Below are 18948 nucleotides of genomic sequence, written 5' to 3'. Positions count from 1 at the left end.
ATCGCGCTTTAACGTAGGATTTCCCGCGAAATTACCAATTGCTGAATCTCAGAAGTGCCTTCATAAATCTGTGTAATTTTCGCATCGCGCATTAAACGCTCGACATGATATTCCTTTACAAATCCATAGCCGCCATGTACTTGCACAGCTTCAACTGTCACGTCCATGGCTACTTTTGATGCATATAATTTCGCCATAGAGCCAGCAAGCGTATAGGAAAGTCCCTGATCTTTCAGCCATGCGGCTTTATACACCAGCATTCTTGCCGCCTCAATTTTGGTAGCCATATCTGCCAGTTTAAAGGCAATTGCCTGATGGTCAGAAATTGGCTTACCAAAGGATTTTCTTTGTTTGGCGTAAGCAAGTGCCAATTCATAAGCGCCTGAAGCAATACCCAATGCCTGTGCTGCAATACCTATACGCCCGCCTTCCAGAGTTTTCATGGCAAACTTAAAGCCAAAGCCGTCTTCACCAATCCTGTTTTCCTTTGGAACCTTCACATCATCAAACATCAGTGAATGTGTGTCAGAGCCGCGGATTCCCATTTTATTCTCTTTAGGACCAACCGTAAATCCCTCCATTCCTTTCTCAACAATAAAAGCATTGATTCCTTTATGTTTGAGCTCAGGATGCGTTTGGGCAATCACAAGATAGGTGGATGCAGTGCTACCGTTGGTAATCCAGTTTTTTGTGCCGTTCAACAGATAATAGTCGCCTCTATCTTCAGCTGTGGTATGCTGTGATGTGGCATCAGAGCCTGCCTCAGGTTCTGAAAGACAAAAGGCACCAATTTTTAATCCCGAAGCCAAAGGGACAAGATATTTTTCCTTTTGAAATTCAGAACCATATGCTTCCAGTCCATAACAAACCAGTGAATTATTAACCGATACAACTACAGAAGCTGATGCATCAATTTTGGAAATCTCTTCCATTACCAGCACATAGGACAATGCATCAAGTCCACTGCCCCCAAATTTTTCTGAGACCATCATCCCCAGAAAGCCGAGTTCTCCGAGTTTTCTAACTTGATCGGCCGGAAATTTTTGGTGTTCGTCTCTTTCAATAACACCAGGCTTAAGTTCATTCTGAGCGAAATCCCTGGCAGCCTGCTGAATCATCAATTGTTCTTCACTTAGTTGAAATAGCATAAATTATATCTAGCAAAATACATCTAACCAAATTTAGTATTTCCAAACGGAAATACTATGGTTGCATAGTATTTTTACCAAAAGCTTATTATACTGAAAAAAGAATAAGGATCTTACTTTAATAGGTGGTTATTGTCATCCGGGAATACCAGTATAGGATTATATTTCTTAGCTTCCTCAATTGGCAGAGAACCATAAGACATAATAATTAAAATATCTCCTACCTGCACCAGCCTGGCAGTAGCGCCATTCAAACATACTGTACCCGTACCACGCTCACCTTTGATGACATAAGTTTCAAAACGGGCGCCATTATTATTGTTAACGATCTGCACCTTCTCATTAGCAATGATCTGGGCTGCATCCATCAGGTCTTCATCGATAGTAATACTGCCAACATAATTCAATTCAGCCTGTGTCACCCTAACACGGTGTATTTTCGATTTTAATATCTCGATAATCATGGGGCAAAGTTAGATAAAGTTTGATGGATTTGCTGCAAATGTTGTCAGTTGAGGATCATGTTATCAATCAATCGCGTCTCACCCACCTTAGCAGCCACCAGGGCAACCAGTTTTTTAACTCCTTTTTGCTGCTCGGGCAGTAGGGTCTCCGTGTCAGCAATTGTAAAATAATCCAGTTGTACCCCCTCAGTTTCATTGATCATCCGGTGAGCTTTCTCCAGCAGATCATTTATATTCCCTGCACTGAAGTTATCCTGCACATATTGCAGTGCCCTGCTGAGCACAAGGGCATTTTGCCTGTCTGCCGCAGATAAGTGAATATTCCGGGAACTCATAGCCAGGCCGTCATCTTCCCTGATAATCGGACATGAAATAATTTGAAGATCCAGTCCAAAGTAGGCCACCATGTTGCGAATCATTAGTACCTGCTGAAAATCTTTCTGGCCAAAAAATGCGAGATCAGGATCAACGGCATCAAAAAGTTTCTTCACGATTTGCGTTACGCCCTGGTAATGTCCCTTCCTAAATTCTCCTTCCAGCAAAAACTCTGCATTTCCGAGATCAATGTGCCATTCTTCCGGCGCCGGATACATTTCCTGAACAGAAGGCATAAAAACGTAATCACATCCAGCCGCCTGTAACATTTCAATATCATGTTCCAGCGGACGGGGGTACTTTTCTAGGTCTTTAGGATCGGTAAATTGAGTAGGGTTCACAAAAATACTACATACTACTATATCTGCATTTTGCTGAGCAATCTTAATCAGAGAAACGTGTCCTTTGTGTAAAGCGCCCATTGTAGGCACCAGGGCAATTTTTTGTTTAGCCAATTTACGTGGCTGAAGCAACAATTTTAATGCTGCAATCGTATTTATAACTTCCAAACCGAGCTTTAATATTTCCGGGTGCAATTTGGGTATTTATATGATCCCAACAAAACATCAGGCCAAGATATTGATAAATTTGAATAAATTGCTTACCTTTGCCCCTTGATTATCTTTTCTTTAACATAAATATTTATTCACAAATATGGAGATGGCAAAAACGAAGCTACTGATTGTTACACACGAGATGTCGCCTTTCCTCGAACTTACCAAAATTTCAGAGATTACCCGTCAGTTACCACAGGCAATGCAGGAAAAAGGATTTGAAATCCGCATTTTAATGCCACGGTTTGGAAATATCAATGAAAGAAGGAACAGATTACACGAAGTAATTCGTTTATCGGGAATGAACATCATGATTGACGACAATGACAACCCACTTATTATCAAGGTCGCGTCAATTCCAGCAGCACGTATGCAGGTTTACTTTCTGGACAACGAAGATTACTTCCAGCGTAAGCACGTATTCAGAGATAAAGAGAGTAAGTTTTATGCAGACAACGACGAAAGAACGATATTCTTTTGCAAAGGAGCACTTGAAACTGTTAAAAAATTAGGCTGGGCTCCGGACATTGTACACTGCCATGGCTGGATGACTTCCCTGGTTCCTGCGTACATCAAAACTTCTTACAAAAACGATCCTACGTTTAAAAACTCAAAGGTTGTTTATTCTGTTTATGAAAGTTGCTTCACAGAATCTTTAAATGCTGACCTGCATAAAAAAGCTGTGATGAATAACATGACTGAAGAAGACACCAAAGTATTTGAAAATCCTGTTTCAAGCACCCTGCACATTGGTGCTATTACTTACTCAGATGCAGTAGTTTTAGCAGATGAGAACATTGAAGACAATGTGTTAAAATTTGTTAAAGATTCCAATAAGCCAACTTTAGCTTTTAATTTAACCGAAAATTTCGAGAACTTCTATTCATTGTATGAAGAGATCTCGAATGATGAATTGGTTTCAATAGCTTAAACTCAGGTATTATTAATTTAAATATGAAATTTACAAAACTAGACTTATTGACCCTGTTAATAAGTCTTTTTCTTTTTTCGTCTTGTAAAGACTCCAGCAGCATCGGACTCGATGTAGATCCTGCCAATGCTGTTTCCGGAACACTTTTAGATACAGTAACCGTAACATCCAGAACTGTAAAAGACGAAGCTACAGAAACTTTTTATGGAGCCAACTCCGCCGGTAATCCAACCAGATACCCTCTCGGATTGATGAGGGATGCTATTTTTGGTTCAACAACAGCAAGCCTCGCCATGTCTGTCAACCTGCCGGGTTCCACTGCTACCAGCTTCAGTACAACACCCGTTACTATTGACTCTGCAGTCCTGGTTCTGTCTTATTCAACAGATTCTCTTAATGCCAGAGCGAGAGAATTTTACGGAGACAGTACCGCTAATTATAATATTACGGTTAGCCAGCTCACAGAAAACCTTTCTACACAGTCTTCATGGCTAAGCACTAAAAACTATGCTTCAGGAGATGTGCTGGGCACACGTTCCGGTCCTGCAAGACCAAATACTAAAGTAAAAGTTACAACTATTGTTACTGGCGGAGCCGATACTGCAGTTGTACAATTGCCACAGATCAGGATCAGGCTGAACTCCGAAATGATCAGAAATAAAATTGCTGTGCTTGACTCATTGACGCTGACTACCAATGCCAGATTCAACGCAGCATTTAAAGGACTGAAAGTTACAGCAACCACAACTGGTACAGGTGGAATAATGTTTTTAAATTTTGCTGGTACTACATCAAACCTTGAGATCTATTACAGGCAGCAGAATGCTACAACAACTACACAAACTGACACCATTTATAAAGCTTTTCCAATCAGTACAGCAACTAATGCAGTTGCGGCAACTGTTGCCCATGATTACACAAATACCCCTGTAGCGACACAGATTAATACCCCTGGCGACTATCAGGTAACGTATCTTCAGGCAATGAGCGGAATCAGAAACAGGATAAGTTTCCCTTATCTAAAAAACCTCACTGCAAGCCTGGGTTCTAAAATTGTGATCAATAAGGCAGAGTTGGTTATTGACAGCAGTGATCCTGCAGATTCAATTCCGTTCAAGATTCCACCACGTCTGGCGATGTACAGACTTGATATCGCAGGACAAAGACAGCTGATATCGGATGGTAACCCTTACTCGTCCACCAACACTACTGGTGATTCACGCACTGCAGCTTCAGGTGTTAAATTTGATGGATTCTACAGATTTGTTAAAACCGGATATCTGCAAAACAGTTACTCTTTTAACGTCACAAACTACGTCCAGGATCTGGTTGACGGGAAAATTATTGATTATGGCACCTTCCTGGCACCGATTGCTACGGATGTCACAAGCGTAGGTTATATCAATAATACTTTAACCTCTGCACAGAACGCTGCCCCGGTTGTCTCCAACTATGCCTATCCGGCGCCCACTTCAGCTGGCAGGGTGGTTATCGGGTCTTTCAACAACACCAATAACAGAAAGATCAGACTGAATATCTACTATGTAAAAACTACTGCTCAATAGTAAGCAATCCCATAAACAAGAAAGGCCGTTCAGAAGAACGGCCTTTCTTGTTTATGGGATTATCAGCACTTAAAACGGAAGATCTCCAGACACCTGTTCTGCATCAAGATATTCATTCTCGCTTTTAGGCGTAGCATTACTGTGGGCAGGAGTATTTTCAAAGTCGCTCTTACGCCCCAGAATGGTAAAATTCTCTGCAACAACTTCGGTAACGTATTTTTTAACTTTCTCTCTGTCTTCGAAAGAGCGCGTTCTTAATTTCCCCTCTATATAAACGAGTTTCCCCTTTTGTAAGTATTTGGATGCTACTTCGGCCAATCCTCTCCACAGTACTATATTATGCCATTCGGTTTGCTCCACGCGCTTCCCGTCTTTATTATAAGTTTCTGACGTAGCTAACGGAAAGCTGGCAACGGTTACACCACCATCTAAGTGACGAACTTCAGGATCCTTGCCTAAATGTCCTACTAAAATTACTTTGTTAATACCTGACATGAATTTGGAGTGTTTACTATTTGTTAAAATAGTTGTTAATAAATTTGGTTAGAATTTTTGGTTGCGGAAGCTGGTCAAAGTCTGCCCATGAGACCCACTTTGCTTCTGCGTTAATATTAAAGTTAACGATATAATTACTTAAAGCAAAAAACTGGACGTATATAATTTGATGCGTCAGCAAATGTTTCATTTCCATCAACGGAAGAAGAGTAACATTCTCACCAAAGTTTTGTTTAACATTGTTAATAAAATGTTCATTTTCAAGCCTTGCAGGTTCAACAGTTTCGATACTTGGGAAGTCATATAAATGCTGCCAGATATCATCATAAATCCTTTTACTAACTAATATCTGATCACCATCCTGGCAGATAAAATAATTGATGTGACGGGTCTTCACTTTGAGCTTTTTTAGCTTAACCGGAAGCGCAGAAATTAAATTATTATTTTTGGCATAACAGGAAACCTGTACAGGACAGGATGAACAGTCAGGTGATTTTGGCTTGCATTGTAAGGCTCCAAACTCCATGATTGCCTGATTATATATTGCAGGGTCATCAAGATCAATTAAAGATTGTGCCAGTTCAGAGAATTGTTTTTTACCTGCTGTACTGTTTATCGGCGTATCAATTCCAAAATAACGGGCGAGTACACGAAATACATTGCCATCAAGCACAGCCCTTGCCTCTCCTGAAGAAAAGGATGAAATGGCGGCGGCAGTATATTCGCCAACACCTTTGAGATGAATCAGGCTTTCATATTTTACCGGAAAAACACCGTCATGTAACTCCATAATCTGCCTTGCCGTGAATAACATATTTCTTCCTCTGGAATAGTATCCCAATCCCTGCCATAGTTTTAGGATTTGCGTCTCAGTAGCGGCAGCAAAATCAATCACTGTCGGATAGGCTTCAAGAAATCTGTTGAAATAGGGAAGCCCCTGCTCCACGCGTGTCTGCTGTAAAATAATTTCAGATAGCCATATCACGTAGGCATCCTGTGTATCTCGCCATGGAAGGCTTCTTTTGTTGCTTAAATACCAATTGATAATCTCTTGCTGAAATGCCATAACCCCAAAAGTACATTCTAATCCAGAAATTATTGAAAATTTAATATTTTTGAGCTTTGAATTTCACATTAGAATTATGGAAATGAAGCATCGAACAAAGGAAGGCGGGACTTACAAAATTTAAAACTTGCAATTCCCTGATACAAATCCACATAAATAATTGATCTTTTATTTTCCTATCTCATTAAAAAGCAATACTTTTGCAACCCCAAATCACTTATAAATATTAAACACACAACAATTAATAATAGAAAATATGACTAAGGCAGATATTATTTCAGAAATATCAACAAAAACAGGAATTGAGAAAGTAGATGTACAAGAAACCGTTGAGGCGTTTTTCAAGGTGATCAAAAGTAGCATGATCGGCGGCGAGAATGTTTATGTTAGAGGTTTTGGAAGTTTTGTTGTTAAAAAGAGAGCACAAAAAACAGCTAGAAATATTTCTAAAAACACTGCAATCATCATCCCTGAGCATTTTGTACCAAGCTTCAAACCAGCAAAAGTATTTGTTGATAAAGTGAAAAACAATTCAAAAAAACTAAGCGTAGAAGCTTAATCTGCTGACGATGAATACTATCCGGTCTAAACAAACTATCATAATTGGAGCAGTTGTACTGCTTGCAGTTTTCTTGTTTACCAGGGATATTAAAGGTTTAGTGAAGCCAAAGCAGGCAACTACGGGAGTTCCCGCAGTTGGGCAGCTCACTTCAGCTGGAAGTACAATCAATCTGACAGAAGTATCTACCACTGCAAAAAATTCTATCAATGCTAACTTAGCGGCAGAGATTACAACATTAGAAAATGCATATAATACTGCATCAGATAGTGAAAAAAATAATGCTGCAAAGGTTCTGGCAGAGAAGTGGGACGATGTTGAGCAAACTGTACCAAGCGCGTTATATCTGGAAATCATTGCCGGCAGCGAAAAAAGCCTCAATAGCTGGCTAGCCGCAGGTGGCAGACTGATGAAAGCATTCGACACCACACAGGATAGTTTAATCTCTCCCGTGCTGTTGCAGAAAGCAAATACAGCTTATACAAACGCTGTTGCACTTGACTCAACTAATCTTGAAGCTAAAACAGGTCTTGGAATCACTATAGTTGACGGAATGGGTGCGCCTATGTCAGGTATAGCCATGTTACTGGACGTAGTTAAAAAGGATCCGAAAAACCTTAAAGCAAATATGAGCTTAGGAACCTTCGCTATCAAATCAGGACAGTTCGACAAAGCAATTACCAGGTTTAACGATATTATCGCTACAAAGCCTTCACCAGATGCTTATTTCTATCTGGCTACAGCTTATGAGAACCTTGGTAAAAATAAGGAGGCAGTTGATGCTTACCTGAACAGTAAAAAATTGGCAGCTAATGTTACCCTATCGAATTTCATCGATAAAAAAGTAAAAGAGCTGAACACCAAAAACTAATAAACAGATTATCAAAATATTTAAAACTTACAAATTATGCCAAGCGGTAAAAAAAGAAAAAGACATAAAATGGCTACCCACAAACGTAAAAAACGTTTAAGAAAAAACAGACATAAGAAAAAATAGTTTTTCTTCAGGATCAACGAATGATAGATACAGGATTTACTCCTCGTATCTATTCTTCGTTGATTTGTTTTTTTATTTATTCAGTCCATGTGTTTAATGGGGGGAGCAATCCCTTATAATGTATAGCTTTTGGTAAAGGAATTAATTATCGATTCATCTCCCACGGGAGTAACCATAGCTTTGATTGAAGATAAACAACTTGTAGAACTTCATAAGGAACAAATTAACACAAACTACGCCGTAGGCGACATTTATTTAGGCCGCATAAAAAAGATTATGCCGGGGCTAAATGCTGCGTTTGTAGATGTTGGTTATGAGAAAGATGCTTTTTTGCATTATTTCGATCTTGGTCCGCAAGTTCAATCTTTATTGAAGCTTACAAAAATTAAGCGGAATGGCACTGTTAGTGGAACATTATTAGACAATTTAAAGCTTGAAGCCGATATTAATAAGGCTGGCAAAATATCTGAAGTTGTCTCCAAAAACATGCTTATACCTGTTCAAATAGCCAAAGAGCCTATTTCAACTAAAGGACCGCGTTTAAGCTCTGATCTATCTATTGCAGGACGGTACATTGTACTGGTTCCATTTTCTAATGTAATTTCTATTTCAAAAAAGATTAAAAGCAATACCGAACGTAATCGTTTAAAAAAGATTATTGAAAGTATTAAGCCCAAAAATTTTGGTGTCATTATCAGAACAGTTTCTGAAGGCAAGGGAGTAGAAGAATTACAAAAAGATTTGCTTGATTCTGTCTCCAAATGGGGAACATTTATCAAAAAGCTGCCTGAAGCAGAACCTTCCAAACGCGTTTGGGGAGAAATGGATCGTACATCAACACTGATACGTGATATTTTAAGTTCCGACTTCACCAACGTTTATGTGAACGATGCAGGCCTCTATGAAGATATCCGTTCTTATGTTCATGAGATTTCTCCGGAAATGGAGAAAATTGTAAAACCTTATAAACACAAAGAACCTATTTTCGACCATTTCGGCATTGAAAAGCAAATCAAGAATGGTTTTGGTAAAACAGTAAATCTTGCCGGTGGTGCATATCTTGTTGTTGAACATACAGAAGCACTACATGTTGTAGATGTAAACAGTGGTAACAGAACTGCCAACAAAGAAAACCAGGAAGACAATGCGCTTCAGGTAAACAAAGAGGCAGCAAAAGAAATTGCACGCCAGCTCAGACTGCGTGATATGGGCGGTATTGTGGTCATCGACTTTATCGATATGCACAAACCAGCTAACCGTAAAATGTTGTTTGACTACCTCCGCGAACTGATGTTGCTGGACCGTGCAAAACACACTATTCTTCCGCCAAGTAAATTTGGCCTCGTACAGATCACACGTCAGCGTGTTCGTCCGGAAATGAATATTGTAACCAGCGAAGTTTGTCCAATGTGCCACGGTACTGGAGAGATCAAAGCAAGTATCGTCCTCATGGATGATATCGAGAGCAACATGAATTACATTTTAAGAGAGCAGAACGAAAAGAACATCACACTCTGTGTACATCCATATATTGAAGCCTTCATCAAAAAAGGTATTTATTCATTACAATGGAAATGGTTTTTCAAATTCGGCCAGAAAATTAAAGTGAAGGCGGTTCCGTCTTACACATTAACAGAGTTCCATTTTATTTCTTCTAAAGACGAGGAAATAAAGTTGTAGAACCCGTGTTCAAGACATCATAGCTAAAGCCTGACCTGAATAAGCGTCAGGCTTAGTTATTTTATCCCATTCCATTTATTATTCATTAAATTCGTTTTCTAAATCAAATCAATTGGCTAAAATTAAATCAGCATATTTTTGTCAGAGTTGTGGCTATGAATCAGCCAAGTGGTTGGGTAAATGCCCTTCCTGCAATTCCTGGAATACTTTTGTAGAAGAGGTGGTTGAAAAACCTGGTGCCAAAGTGCCGGCATGGGAAACCTCAGGAACCACCAAAAGATCAAATAAACCCAATAAGCTGGCAGATATTGCTTCCTCCACAGAACAAAAGATCTCTACCAGCGATCTGGAGCTGGACCGCGTACTGGGCGGCGGATTGGTGGCAGGCTCGGTAATTCTTATTGGAGGCGAACCAGGCATCGGCAAATCAACACTGATGTTACAGCTGGCCCTGAATATTGCAGGAAAGAAAGTGCTTTATGTTTCCGGTGAAGAAAGTGAGCAGCAGATCAAAATGCGTGCAGAAAGAATCACCACAGCACCAACTGCAGACTGTTACATTTTAACTGAGACCTCTACACAAAACATATTCAAACAAATTGAGGCTCTGGACCCGGATATCATCATTGTAGATTCTATCCAGACCCTGCACTCGGCACATATCGAATCCACGCCCGGCAGCGTCTCGCAAGTCAGGGAATGTACCGCCGAGCTCCTTCGGTTTGCAAAGGAGACAGACACCCCAGTTTTCCTGATTGGCCATATTACAAAGGACGGCGCGATTGCAGGACCGAAAATCCTGGAACATATGGTTGACACTGTACTTCAGTTTGAAGGTGACAGGCATCATGTTTATCGCATACTTCGTTCTGTAAAGAACAGGTTTGGCGCCGCAGCCGAACTCGGTATTTATGCCATGCATAGCGGAGGCCTCAGACAGGTTTCCAATCCTTCAGAGATTTTGTTGTCACAGCGTGATGAAGAGCTGAGCGGGATTGCGATTGCAGCCACATTAGAAGGCGCCAGACCAATGTTAATAGAAACGCAGGCCTTAGTCAGCGTTGCAGCTTATGGAACACCTCAGCGCTCGGCTACGGGCTTCGACACTAAAAGGATGAACATGCTGCTGGCTGTACTGGAAAAACGCTGTGGATTCAGGCTCAGCACACGAGACGTTTTCCTCAATCTCGCGGGGGGTATTAAAGTAGAAGACCCGGCAATTGATCTGGCTATTCTGGCAGCTATCATTTCTTCCCATGAAGATATCTCTATCTCTTCAAAGATCTGCTTCGCAGCTGAAGTTGGCCTTTCAGGAGAAATCAGAGCGGTTAATCGTATTGAACAAAGAATATCGGAAGCGGATAAATTAGGATTTGAGCGAATATTTGTATCAAATTATAACCTCAAAGGATTAGTGCTGGAAAAATACAACATCGAAGTAACCGGCGTCAGCAAAATTGAAGACGTATTCTCTATGCTATTTGGCTAAAAACAAAAAAAGCCTGTAAGCAGAAGCTTACAGGCTAAAATTCATTACGGTATTTTATTTAGACAAGTACATTGATTTGTCTTTGTATAACTTTTTGAAATAAGGGTCTTCCAGGTCTTTGATGAAACGGATCGACTCTCCTGTAGATTTCATCTCCGGACCAAGCTCTTTGGTTACTTCAGGGAATTTATCATAAGAGAACACAGGCTCTTTAATCGCATAACCTTCCAGTTTACGCTCGATAGTGAAGTCTTTTAGTTTATTCACGCCCAGCATGATCTTTGCAGCAATATTGATGTACGGAACATCATAAGCCTTAGCGATAAAAGGAACCGTTCTCGAAGCTCTTGGATTTGCTTCGATTACATATACCTTTTCATCCTTCACAGCAAACTGAATGTTTAGCAATCCCCTTACGTTTAAAGCTCTTGCGATTTTCTTAGAGTAAGTCTCCATATCGTTAATCACCTTCTCTGAAAGGCTGAAAGGAGGCAATACTGCGAATGAATCACCTGAGTGGATACCAGCAGGCTCAATGTGTTCCATCAGACCTACAATATGTACATCATCACCGTCGCTGATCGAGTCAGATTCAGTCTCTTCTGCCCTGTCAAGGAAATGGTCAATCAGCACCCTGTTACCCGGCAAATCGCCCAGCAACTTCACTACTGCTTTCTCCAGGTCTTCATCATTGATTACTATGCTCATACCCTGTCCGCCCAATACATAACTCGGACGAACCAGTACAGGATATCCTACTTCATTTGCAACAACAATTGCTTCTTCAGCATTCTCTGCAACACCATATTTAGGATAAGGAATTTCAAGTTCTTTCAGCAAGTCTGAGAAACGACCGCGATCTTCAGCGATATCCATATCATTGTAAGCAGTACCGATGATCTTAATTCCATTCTGCTCAAGTTTCTCAGCCATTTTCAAGGCGGTTTGTCCACCTAACTGTACGATCACCCCAACAGGGTTTTCCAATTCGATGATTTCACGTACATGCTCCCAGAATACAGGCTCAAAGTATAACTTATCCGCCATGTTAAAGTCGGTAGAAACCGTCTCAGGGTTACAGTTGATCATGATCGACTCAAATCCTGATTCTTTTGCTGCTAACAAACCGTGTACACAAGAATAATCAAATTCTATCCCCTGACCGATACGGTTAGGGCCAGAACCCAGTACAATCACCTTTTTCTTATCTGATGGAATAGATTCATTCTCATCTTCAAAAGTTGAGTAGTAGTACGGTGTTTGTGCAGCAAATTCCGCAGCACAGGTATCTACCATTTTATACACACGTCTGATCCCTAAAGATTTTCTGCGCTCATATACTTCATCCTCAGTTACGTTACCCAAAAGGTAAGAAATCTGAACATCAGAGAATCCTTTCTGTTTCAGGTTGAAGAAAAAGTCTTTTGGTATATTGGTTAATGAATAACGTTTCAGTTCAGTTTCAAGGAAAACAAGTTCCTGGATTTGTGAAAGGAACCATTTATCGATGCGGGTTACCTTACGGATAGACTCCAGTGGAACACCCATGCTCATCGCGTCCTTAATCAGGAACAGGCGGTTCCAGCTGGCGTGCTCCAGGCCATGCATAATTTCTTCAATGCTCCTGTTGTGTCTGCCATCAGCACCTAATCCGGCGCGTCCAACTTCAAGACTCTGACAAGCTTTTTGCAATGCCTCGATGAAAGTACGGCCAATTGCCATTACTTCACCTACAGCTTTCATCTGAAGGCCAAGTTCAGTATTGGCACCTTTGAACTTGTCAAAGTTCCATCTTGGTATTTTTACAATCACATAATCCAGCGTTGGCTCAAAGTAAGCCGAAGTAGTTTTAGTGATCTGATTTTCTATTTCATCCAGGTTATAGCCAATCGCCAGCTTAGCAGCAATTTTAGCAATCGGGTAACCTGTAGCTTTACTCGCAAGTGCTGAAGAGCGTGAAACCCTTGGGTTGATCTCGATAGCGATGATATCATCATTATCAGGATTTACAGAGAACTGTACGTTACACCCTCCGGCAAAATTACCGATGGCACGCATCATTTTGATCGCCTGGTTACGCATCTCCTGGTAACAGCTGTCAGACAATGTCATGGCAGGAGCTACAGTAATCGAATCTCCTGTATGGATACCCATTGGGTCAAAGTTCTCAATAGAACAGATGATGATCACATTATCGTTGCTATCCCTTAAAAGTTCAAGCTCATATTCTTTCCAGCCTAAAACAGCCTGCTCAACCAAAACCTCGTGTGTTGGAGAAGCTTCAAGTCCGCGTTTCAGCGCAGCATCAAATTCTTCTTTTTTATGAACAAAACCACCACCAGAACCTCCTAAAGTGTAAGAAGGACGAATTACCAGGGGATAACCTATTTCCTGGGCAGCCTCTTTTCCTTCCAGGAATGAGTTGGCAATTTTTGAAGGTGCCACACCTACACCAATATCTACCATTAACTGGCGGAAAGCTTCTCTATTCTCTGTTTTCTCGATGGCCGCAACGTCAACACCAATGATCTTCACACCGTACTTTTCCCAGATGCCATTTTCTTCAGCCTCTACACAAAGGTTCAATGCTGTCTGGCCACCCATAGTAGGCAATACTGCATCGATCTTACGTTCCTGCAGGATTTGCTCAATAGAGGCAATCGTTAAAGGTCTGAGATAAACATGGTCTGCAATAACCTTGTCAGTCATGATTGTTGCAGGATTGGAGTTGATAATTGAAACTTCAATTCCTTCTTCTTTTAAGGAGAGAGCGGCTTGAGATCCTGAGTAATCAAACTCACAGGCTTGGCCAATGATAATAGGTCCAGATCCGATGATCAATACTGAACGTATGGAGGTGTCTTTAGGCATAAGGCTTTAAAAAGTCTAAAGTATTGTAAGTAAAAATTGTGGTCTTTTGAGACCATGATAGCCGGCGAGATTGTTGTTGCTATGCTAAAGAATCCCGACTCTTCTGTCGGGATGCAAAGATACAGTTTTAGCTGACAAAAGTTCAGATTTTTTAAAAAATGGATAAATAAGCACTTTGGCTTAGAAAGCTTGTTCAGATCGCCGTCATTATTTTGAAAGTCGATACCCGGATTTGCTTTTATTCGTTAATATTGGGAACTAAAAATTCAAGTTTCATGAACAAAATGTTATTTGCAGCACTAGCTGCTATCATACTATTCGCCGGATGTGGTACCGTTCAGTCCATTATCAAATCCAGTTTCCCTTATACCACTACTCTTGTTGTTCCCGCTTCTTCAAAAAGCGACACTACCTTATCTGCCAGCAGCAATGCAGGAAGTTTTGACGAATCACTGGGTAATGTAAATGGTAATCAGTATATCCAGGATATAAAAATTGCTTCTGCCAGGCTCATCGCTACTAATCCCGGCAACCAGAGTATGGGCATGTTTAAATCGGTTAAGATCTTTATATCCAATGGGAGCAAAGATGAAGTCATGGTAGCGTCAAGAAACGATGTTTCCGAACATATCGGTTCTGACCTTGTACTAGACATCGACAATTCACGTTTTTTTGATAAGTACATCAAAGGTAACAGCCTTAAAATACGCATGGAATATGTGTTGAGGGATAGCCTGAAAACTGATGTAAGCGTGAGGACTTCGCTAAGCTTTAGCGCTTCACCACAACGCAAATAAAAGCATCCTCTGCAATTTATTGCACGAGGGTATTCTTCATAAATAGTTTGTTTGGTTTATTATCCGGTAGAGACGTTCATCTCTACTGGATTTTTTTTGAATAAATATTAATCAAAGGATAATTACATTTGGCACATGGTAGCATTCGCAGAGGCGGTAAAAGACAGCATTGTACAATTTCTAACGCAGACAGGCTGGCTGGAATGGTGCGGTGTCGTTTCAGGAATACTTTGTGTCTGGCTGGCGGCAAAGAACAACATCCTTAACTGGCCAATTGCCATCGTCAGTGTAATCATCTATATCTTCATCTTTTATGATAGCAAGCTCTATGCTGATATGGGCTTGCAGGTCTATTTTCTGCTGATGAATGTCTATGGCTGGTATTTCTGGAATAAAAACCGGAAGAGCACAGCAATACCGACACCTGTAAGCCAGATTACCCGGAAGGAGATACTGTTATCGGCCGCCGGTGTAATCGTTTTCACCTTTGTCCTGGGTTTCATCCTGAGGCAAAATACTGATGCTTCATTTCCCTTTATTGACAGTTTTTGCACCGCCTGCAGCTTGATTGCCCAGATATTCCTGGCCAGGAAAGTACTCCAAAACTGGCTCATATGGATTTTTGTCGATATCATCTATGTCGGTGTTTATGTATCCAAAGACCTTTATGCCACAGCTATCATGTACGCGCTATACATATATATTGCCTGGATGGGCTACAGACAATGGAAACACACTCTTAAAGAAACAGTATGATCAGAAAGATAGCTATTGTAGGTCCTGAAAGCACCGGAAAATCCACCATCACGAAGTTACTGGCAAAACACTATCAAACCCTCTGGGTGGCAGAATTTGCAAGGTATTACTGCGCCGCCCTTACCGGCCCATGTACAATGCAGGACGAAATTAATATGTTCCACGGGCAGGTGGCCCTTGAAGAATCTGTACTGGCTATGACAGAGAACGACTTCATCTTTTGCGATACTACCTTTTTAACCGTAAAAATCTGGAGTGACGAGATGCTGGGCGAAACTCCAGAGATTGTACTCGATGCACTCAGGGAACGAACCTACGATCTGTACCTCCTGCTCGACATCGATCTTCCCTGGGAAGAAGACCCTCTGCGCGATTTCCCACACATGCGTGAGCATTTCATGAATATCTGGTACAAGGAACTTCAGAACCTGGGTGCCAATTACGTATTAATTGGCGGCATCGAAGACCGGCTGCAGAATGCAATCGCCGCTGTTGACGCTTTTCTGGCCCAATAGTGGAATAGCGAAAAAAATTTATACATTTGCCGATATCAAAAGGGGTGCCTTGTTTTGTAAAAAACACAAAGACAGGCTGAGATCAAACCCATTATTTGATCAGATGACCATTCTTCTGCTCAAATATGCACCTGATCCGGGTAATGCCGGCGTAGGGATTGGAGTTATGTTTAATTATGCTGTATTGCCCCTCTGTACAGCAGGTTTTACTAAAATGCAATACATAAATTGAAAAAATTACTGACACTAGCAATAGCCGTATTGCTCATGCCTTTATTTACTAAAGCGCAGTTCACTCTTTCGGGATCAGTTTCTGAAAAAACAAATCAAAAGATTCTGCCTGGAGCAAACATCCTGCTCAAAGGCACCGGTAAAGCTGCAACAACTGATGCAACTGGTAAATATCAGCTTACAAACATCAAAGCAGGAAAATACATGCTTCTTGTTAGCTACATCGGCTATGAAACCCTCCAGAGGCAGATTGAGGTTGGCAGCGACCAGACATTAGATCTGAGTCTGGTACCTTCCGCATTCCTTGCTGATGAGGTCATTGTTATGGCTACGCGTGCAACGGAAAAATCCGGTACTACTTATAAGAACCTCAGTAAATCTGAAGTCACTGCAAATAATTTTGGCCAGGATCTACCATTTATCATTAACAACACTCCCGGAGTGGTAGTAACTTCAGATGCTGGTGCCGGCGTAGGATATACAGGAATCCGTATCCGTGGAAGTGATGCCACAAGGGTAAATGTTACTGTTAATGGCATTCCCATGAACGATTCCGAAAGTCAGGGAACATTTTGGGTAAACATGCCGGATTTTGCTTCCTCGGTAGAGAACATACAGATCCAGCGCGGTGTAGGAACCTCTACCAACGGTGCCGGTGCTTTCGGCGGAAGTTTAAATATCCAGACTTCAGCGCCAGAACTGTTGCCCTATGCAGAAGTAAACTCTACATACGGAACCTTCAATACGCTCAAGAATACTGTAAAACTTGGAACAGGACTGATTGATAATAAATTCAGTTTTGACGGACGCCTTTCACGTATCTCATCTGACGGATTTGTAGACCGCGGCGCCTCCCTTCTGAAATCATATTTCCTGTCGGGTGCCTATCATGGTAAAACTGACCTGCTGCGCATCAACGTGTTTTCAGGAACAGAGAAAACCTATCAGTCCTGGAACGGGGTACCGGAATCCAGACTCAGGGGAGACATACAGGGGATGAACGACTATATTGCCAGAAACGGGCTCAATGCAACCGATGCGGCAAACCTGCTCAACTCTGACAGCAGAAAATATAATTCATTCTTATACAAAGATCAGAACGATAATTATCAGCAGGATCATTACCAGTTGTTATACGCTAACCAACTTAGCGATCGCTTTTCGTTCAACGGTGCTTTACACTATACTCACGGAAAAGGGTACTTTGAGGAGTTTAAAAATGATCAGGAATTTTCGGCGTATGGATTGCCAAACCCTGTGATCAACGGTGCGCCCGTAGAAACTACAGACCTGGTTCGCAGAAGATGGCTGAACAACGATTTTTACGGAGCAACCTATGCGTTCAACTATAAAGCGGCTTCCAATCTGAACTTTACCCTTGGTGGTGCTTATAACGAATACCGTGGGCAGCACTATGGTCAGATCACCTGGTCGCAGGTATCGTCAACACTGAACAATTCCGATCATTATTATGATGGGGACGGTAACAAAAACGACTTTAATATCTTCGGAAAGATAGCCTACAATCCGGTTGAAAAACTGAGCTTATTTGCAGATCTTCAATATAGAAGAGTTAAATATGATATCACAGGGAATGACAATGATCTTTTGCCACTCAATGTTCATGACACACGGAATTTCTTCAACCCTAAAGTAGGAGCAACCTATTTTGTAGATCCCAAAAGCAATATTTATGCTTCCCTGAGCATCGCAAATAAAGAAGGGAACCGCGATGATTATGTAAATGCAAACGTAGGTACATTGCCACAGCCCGAACGTCTGTATGATGTTGAGGCTGGCTACAGGATCAAACACTCCGGTTTCAGTGCCGGGATTAACGTATATGCGATGTTCTACAAAGATCAGCTCGTAGTGACAGGAAAGCTTAGTGACGTGGGTGCCAGCATCCGTCAGAATGTCCCTGAAAGCTCCAGGCTCGGCGTAGAGTTTGATGGCTCTTACACTCTTAGCCGTTTCTTCCAGGTAAATGCCAATGCCGCATTCAGCAGGAACAAGATCAAAAACTTCTCGGAGTACATTTTCAACTATGATACTAATGTAGAGGAAGTAAATAATTACAGTAATCCTGATATTTCCTTCTCTCCTGATGCTGTAGTATTTGGTGAACTGGTATATAAACCGTTCAGTGGCTTCGCCGTAGCACTGCAGAGCAAGTATGTGAGCAAACAGTATATGGATAATACCCAGAATGAAAACAGAAAACTGAATGGTTATTGGGTTAATAATGCACGTTTCGGTTACGATTTCAGCTTTAAGGGAGTTAAGAATATGAACATTGGATTACTCGCAAATAACATCCTGAACAAAAAATTCGAGAGTAATGGTTACACTTATGGCTATTTAAGCGGAGGCAGCAGAACTGATGAAAATTTCTATTTCCCACAGGCAGGAACTAACTTTTTACTTTCCCTCAACGTTAAATTTTAATAAAGGC

17 protein-coding genes and 1 riboswitch are annotated in these 18948 nt (G+C 41.2%); of the genes, 11 read left to right on the top strand and 6 right to left on the bottom strand.

The window, feature by feature from the left end; all coding sequences use genetic code 11:
- Positions 1-8 precede the first annotated feature (8 nt).
- From OQY15_RS06030 to panC, 3 genes are all read right to left on the bottom strand, one after another.
- Entirely contained in the window at positions 9-1148 is a 1140-nt protein-coding gene (locus OQY15_RS06030) for an acyl-CoA dehydrogenase (protein WP_265788997.1), read from the bottom strand.
- A 113-nt stretch (positions 1149-1261) separates the two neighbouring features.
- Positions 1262-1612, bottom strand: coding sequence for an aspartate 1-decarboxylase (panD, locus tag OQY15_RS06025; RefSeq protein ID WP_265788995.1), 351 nt, complete (start codon positions 1610-1612; stop codon positions 1262-1264).
- 44 nt (positions 1613-1656) lie between these two features.
- On the bottom strand, positions 1657-2496 hold the full coding sequence (panC, locus tag OQY15_RS06020; RefSeq protein WP_265788993.1) for a pantoate--beta-alanine ligase: 840 nt from the start codon (positions 2494-2496) through the stop codon (positions 1657-1659).
- A 151-nt stretch (positions 2497-2647) separates the two neighbouring features.
- On the opposite strand from panC, the gene OQY15_RS06015 reads away from it, so the two are divergent.
- Positions 2648-3472, top strand: a complete 825-nt coding sequence (locus OQY15_RS06015; protein WP_265788986.1) for a glycogen/starch synthase — start codon at positions 2648-2650, stop codon at positions 3470-3472.
- A gap of 47 nt (positions 3473-3519) precedes the next feature.
- Positions 3520-5037: a DUF4270 family protein gene (locus OQY15_RS06010; RefSeq protein WP_265788984.1), complete on the top strand. Its 1518-nt coding sequence runs from the start codon at positions 3520-3522 to the stop codon at positions 5035-5037.
- Positions 5038-5106: 69 nt separating this feature from the next.
- Here the strand turns inward: OQY15_RS06010 and OQY15_RS06005 are convergent, their stop codons facing one another.
- Complete coding sequence (locus OQY15_RS06005; protein ID WP_265788982.1) at positions 5107-5532, bottom strand: single-stranded DNA-binding protein; 426 nt, start codon at positions 5530-5532, stop codon at positions 5107-5109.
- Positions 5533-5548: 16 nt separating this feature from the next.
- Positions 5549-6598: an A/G-specific adenine glycosylase gene (gene mutY, locus OQY15_RS06000; RefSeq protein WP_265788980.1), complete on the bottom strand. Its 1050-nt coding sequence runs from the start codon at positions 6596-6598 to the stop codon at positions 5549-5551.
- 256 nt (positions 6599-6854) lie between these two features.
- On the opposite strand from mutY, the gene OQY15_RS05995 reads away from it, so the two are divergent.
- From OQY15_RS05995 to radA, 5 genes are all read left to right on the top strand, one after another.
- A complete protein-coding gene (locus tag OQY15_RS05995) occupies positions 6855-7157 on the top strand; it encodes an HU family DNA-binding protein (protein ID WP_041883022.1) in 303 nt (100 codons plus the stop codon).
- Between the two features lie 10 nt (positions 7158-7167).
- A complete protein-coding gene (locus OQY15_RS05990) occupies positions 7168-8028 on the top strand; it encodes a hypothetical protein (RefSeq protein WP_265788975.1) in 861 nt (286 codons plus the stop codon).
- Positions 8029-8064: 36 nt separating this feature from the next.
- The gene (locus OQY15_RS22430; RefSeq protein ID WP_008506795.1) at positions 8065-8154 is read left to right on the top strand and encodes a hypothetical protein; all 90 of its coding nucleotides are present in this window, start codon (positions 8065-8067) and stop codon (positions 8152-8154) included.
- A gap of 129 nt (positions 8155-8283) precedes the next feature.
- A complete protein-coding gene (locus OQY15_RS05980) occupies positions 8284-9834 on the top strand; it encodes an Rne/Rng family ribonuclease (RefSeq protein WP_265788952.1) in 1551 nt (516 codons plus the stop codon).
- Positions 9835-9946: 112 nt separating this feature from the next.
- Positions 9947-11323, top strand: a complete 1377-nt coding sequence (radA, locus tag OQY15_RS05975; protein WP_265788950.1) for a DNA repair protein RadA — start codon at positions 9947-9949, stop codon at positions 11321-11323.
- A 54-nt stretch (positions 11324-11377) separates the two neighbouring features.
- Here radA and carB read toward each other — a convergent pair whose 3' ends face one another.
- A complete protein-coding gene (gene carB / locus OQY15_RS05970) occupies positions 11378-14194 on the bottom strand; it encodes a carbamoyl-phosphate synthase large subunit (RefSeq protein WP_265788948.1) in 2817 nt (938 codons plus the stop codon).
- 275 nt (positions 14195-14469) lie between these two features.
- Here carB and OQY15_RS05965 point away from each other — a divergent pair, with 275 nt between their 5' ends.
- The 4 genes from OQY15_RS05965 to OQY15_RS05950 all read left to right on the top strand — a co-directional run bounded on the left by OQY15_RS05965 (position 14470) and on the right by OQY15_RS05950 (position 18941).
- Positions 14470-14991, top strand: a complete 522-nt coding sequence (locus OQY15_RS05965; protein WP_265788946.1) for a hypothetical protein — start codon at positions 14470-14472, stop codon at positions 14989-14991.
- Between the two features lie 135 nt (positions 14992-15126).
- Positions 15127-15747, top strand: a complete 621-nt coding sequence (pnuC, locus tag OQY15_RS05960) for a nicotinamide riboside transporter PnuC (protein WP_265788944.1) — start codon at positions 15127-15129, stop codon at positions 15745-15747.
- A complete protein-coding gene (locus OQY15_RS05955; protein WP_265788942.1) occupies positions 15744-16262 on the top strand; it encodes an ATP-binding protein in 519 nt (172 codons plus the stop codon). Before pnuC ends, OQY15_RS05955 begins: the two co-directional genes overlap by 4 nt.
- 30 nt (positions 16263-16292) lie before the next feature.
- Positions 16293-16437, top strand: a riboswitch (TPP riboswitch).
- Between the two features lie 92 nt (positions 16438-16529).
- Positions 16530-18941 (top strand): TonB-dependent receptor, encoded by a 2412-nt coding sequence (locus OQY15_RS05950; RefSeq protein WP_265788940.1) that lies wholly within the window; start codon positions 16530-16532, stop codon positions 18939-18941.
- Positions 18942-18948 lie beyond the last annotated feature (7 nt).

This window comes from Pedobacter sp. MC2016-15 (genome assembly GCF_026239695.1).
Taxonomy (GTDB): domain Bacteria; phylum Bacteroidota; class Bacteroidia; order Sphingobacteriales; family Sphingobacteriaceae; genus Pedobacter.
Note: the sequence above shows the minus strand (reverse complement) of the source record. Positions and strands in the feature narration are given on the sequence as shown.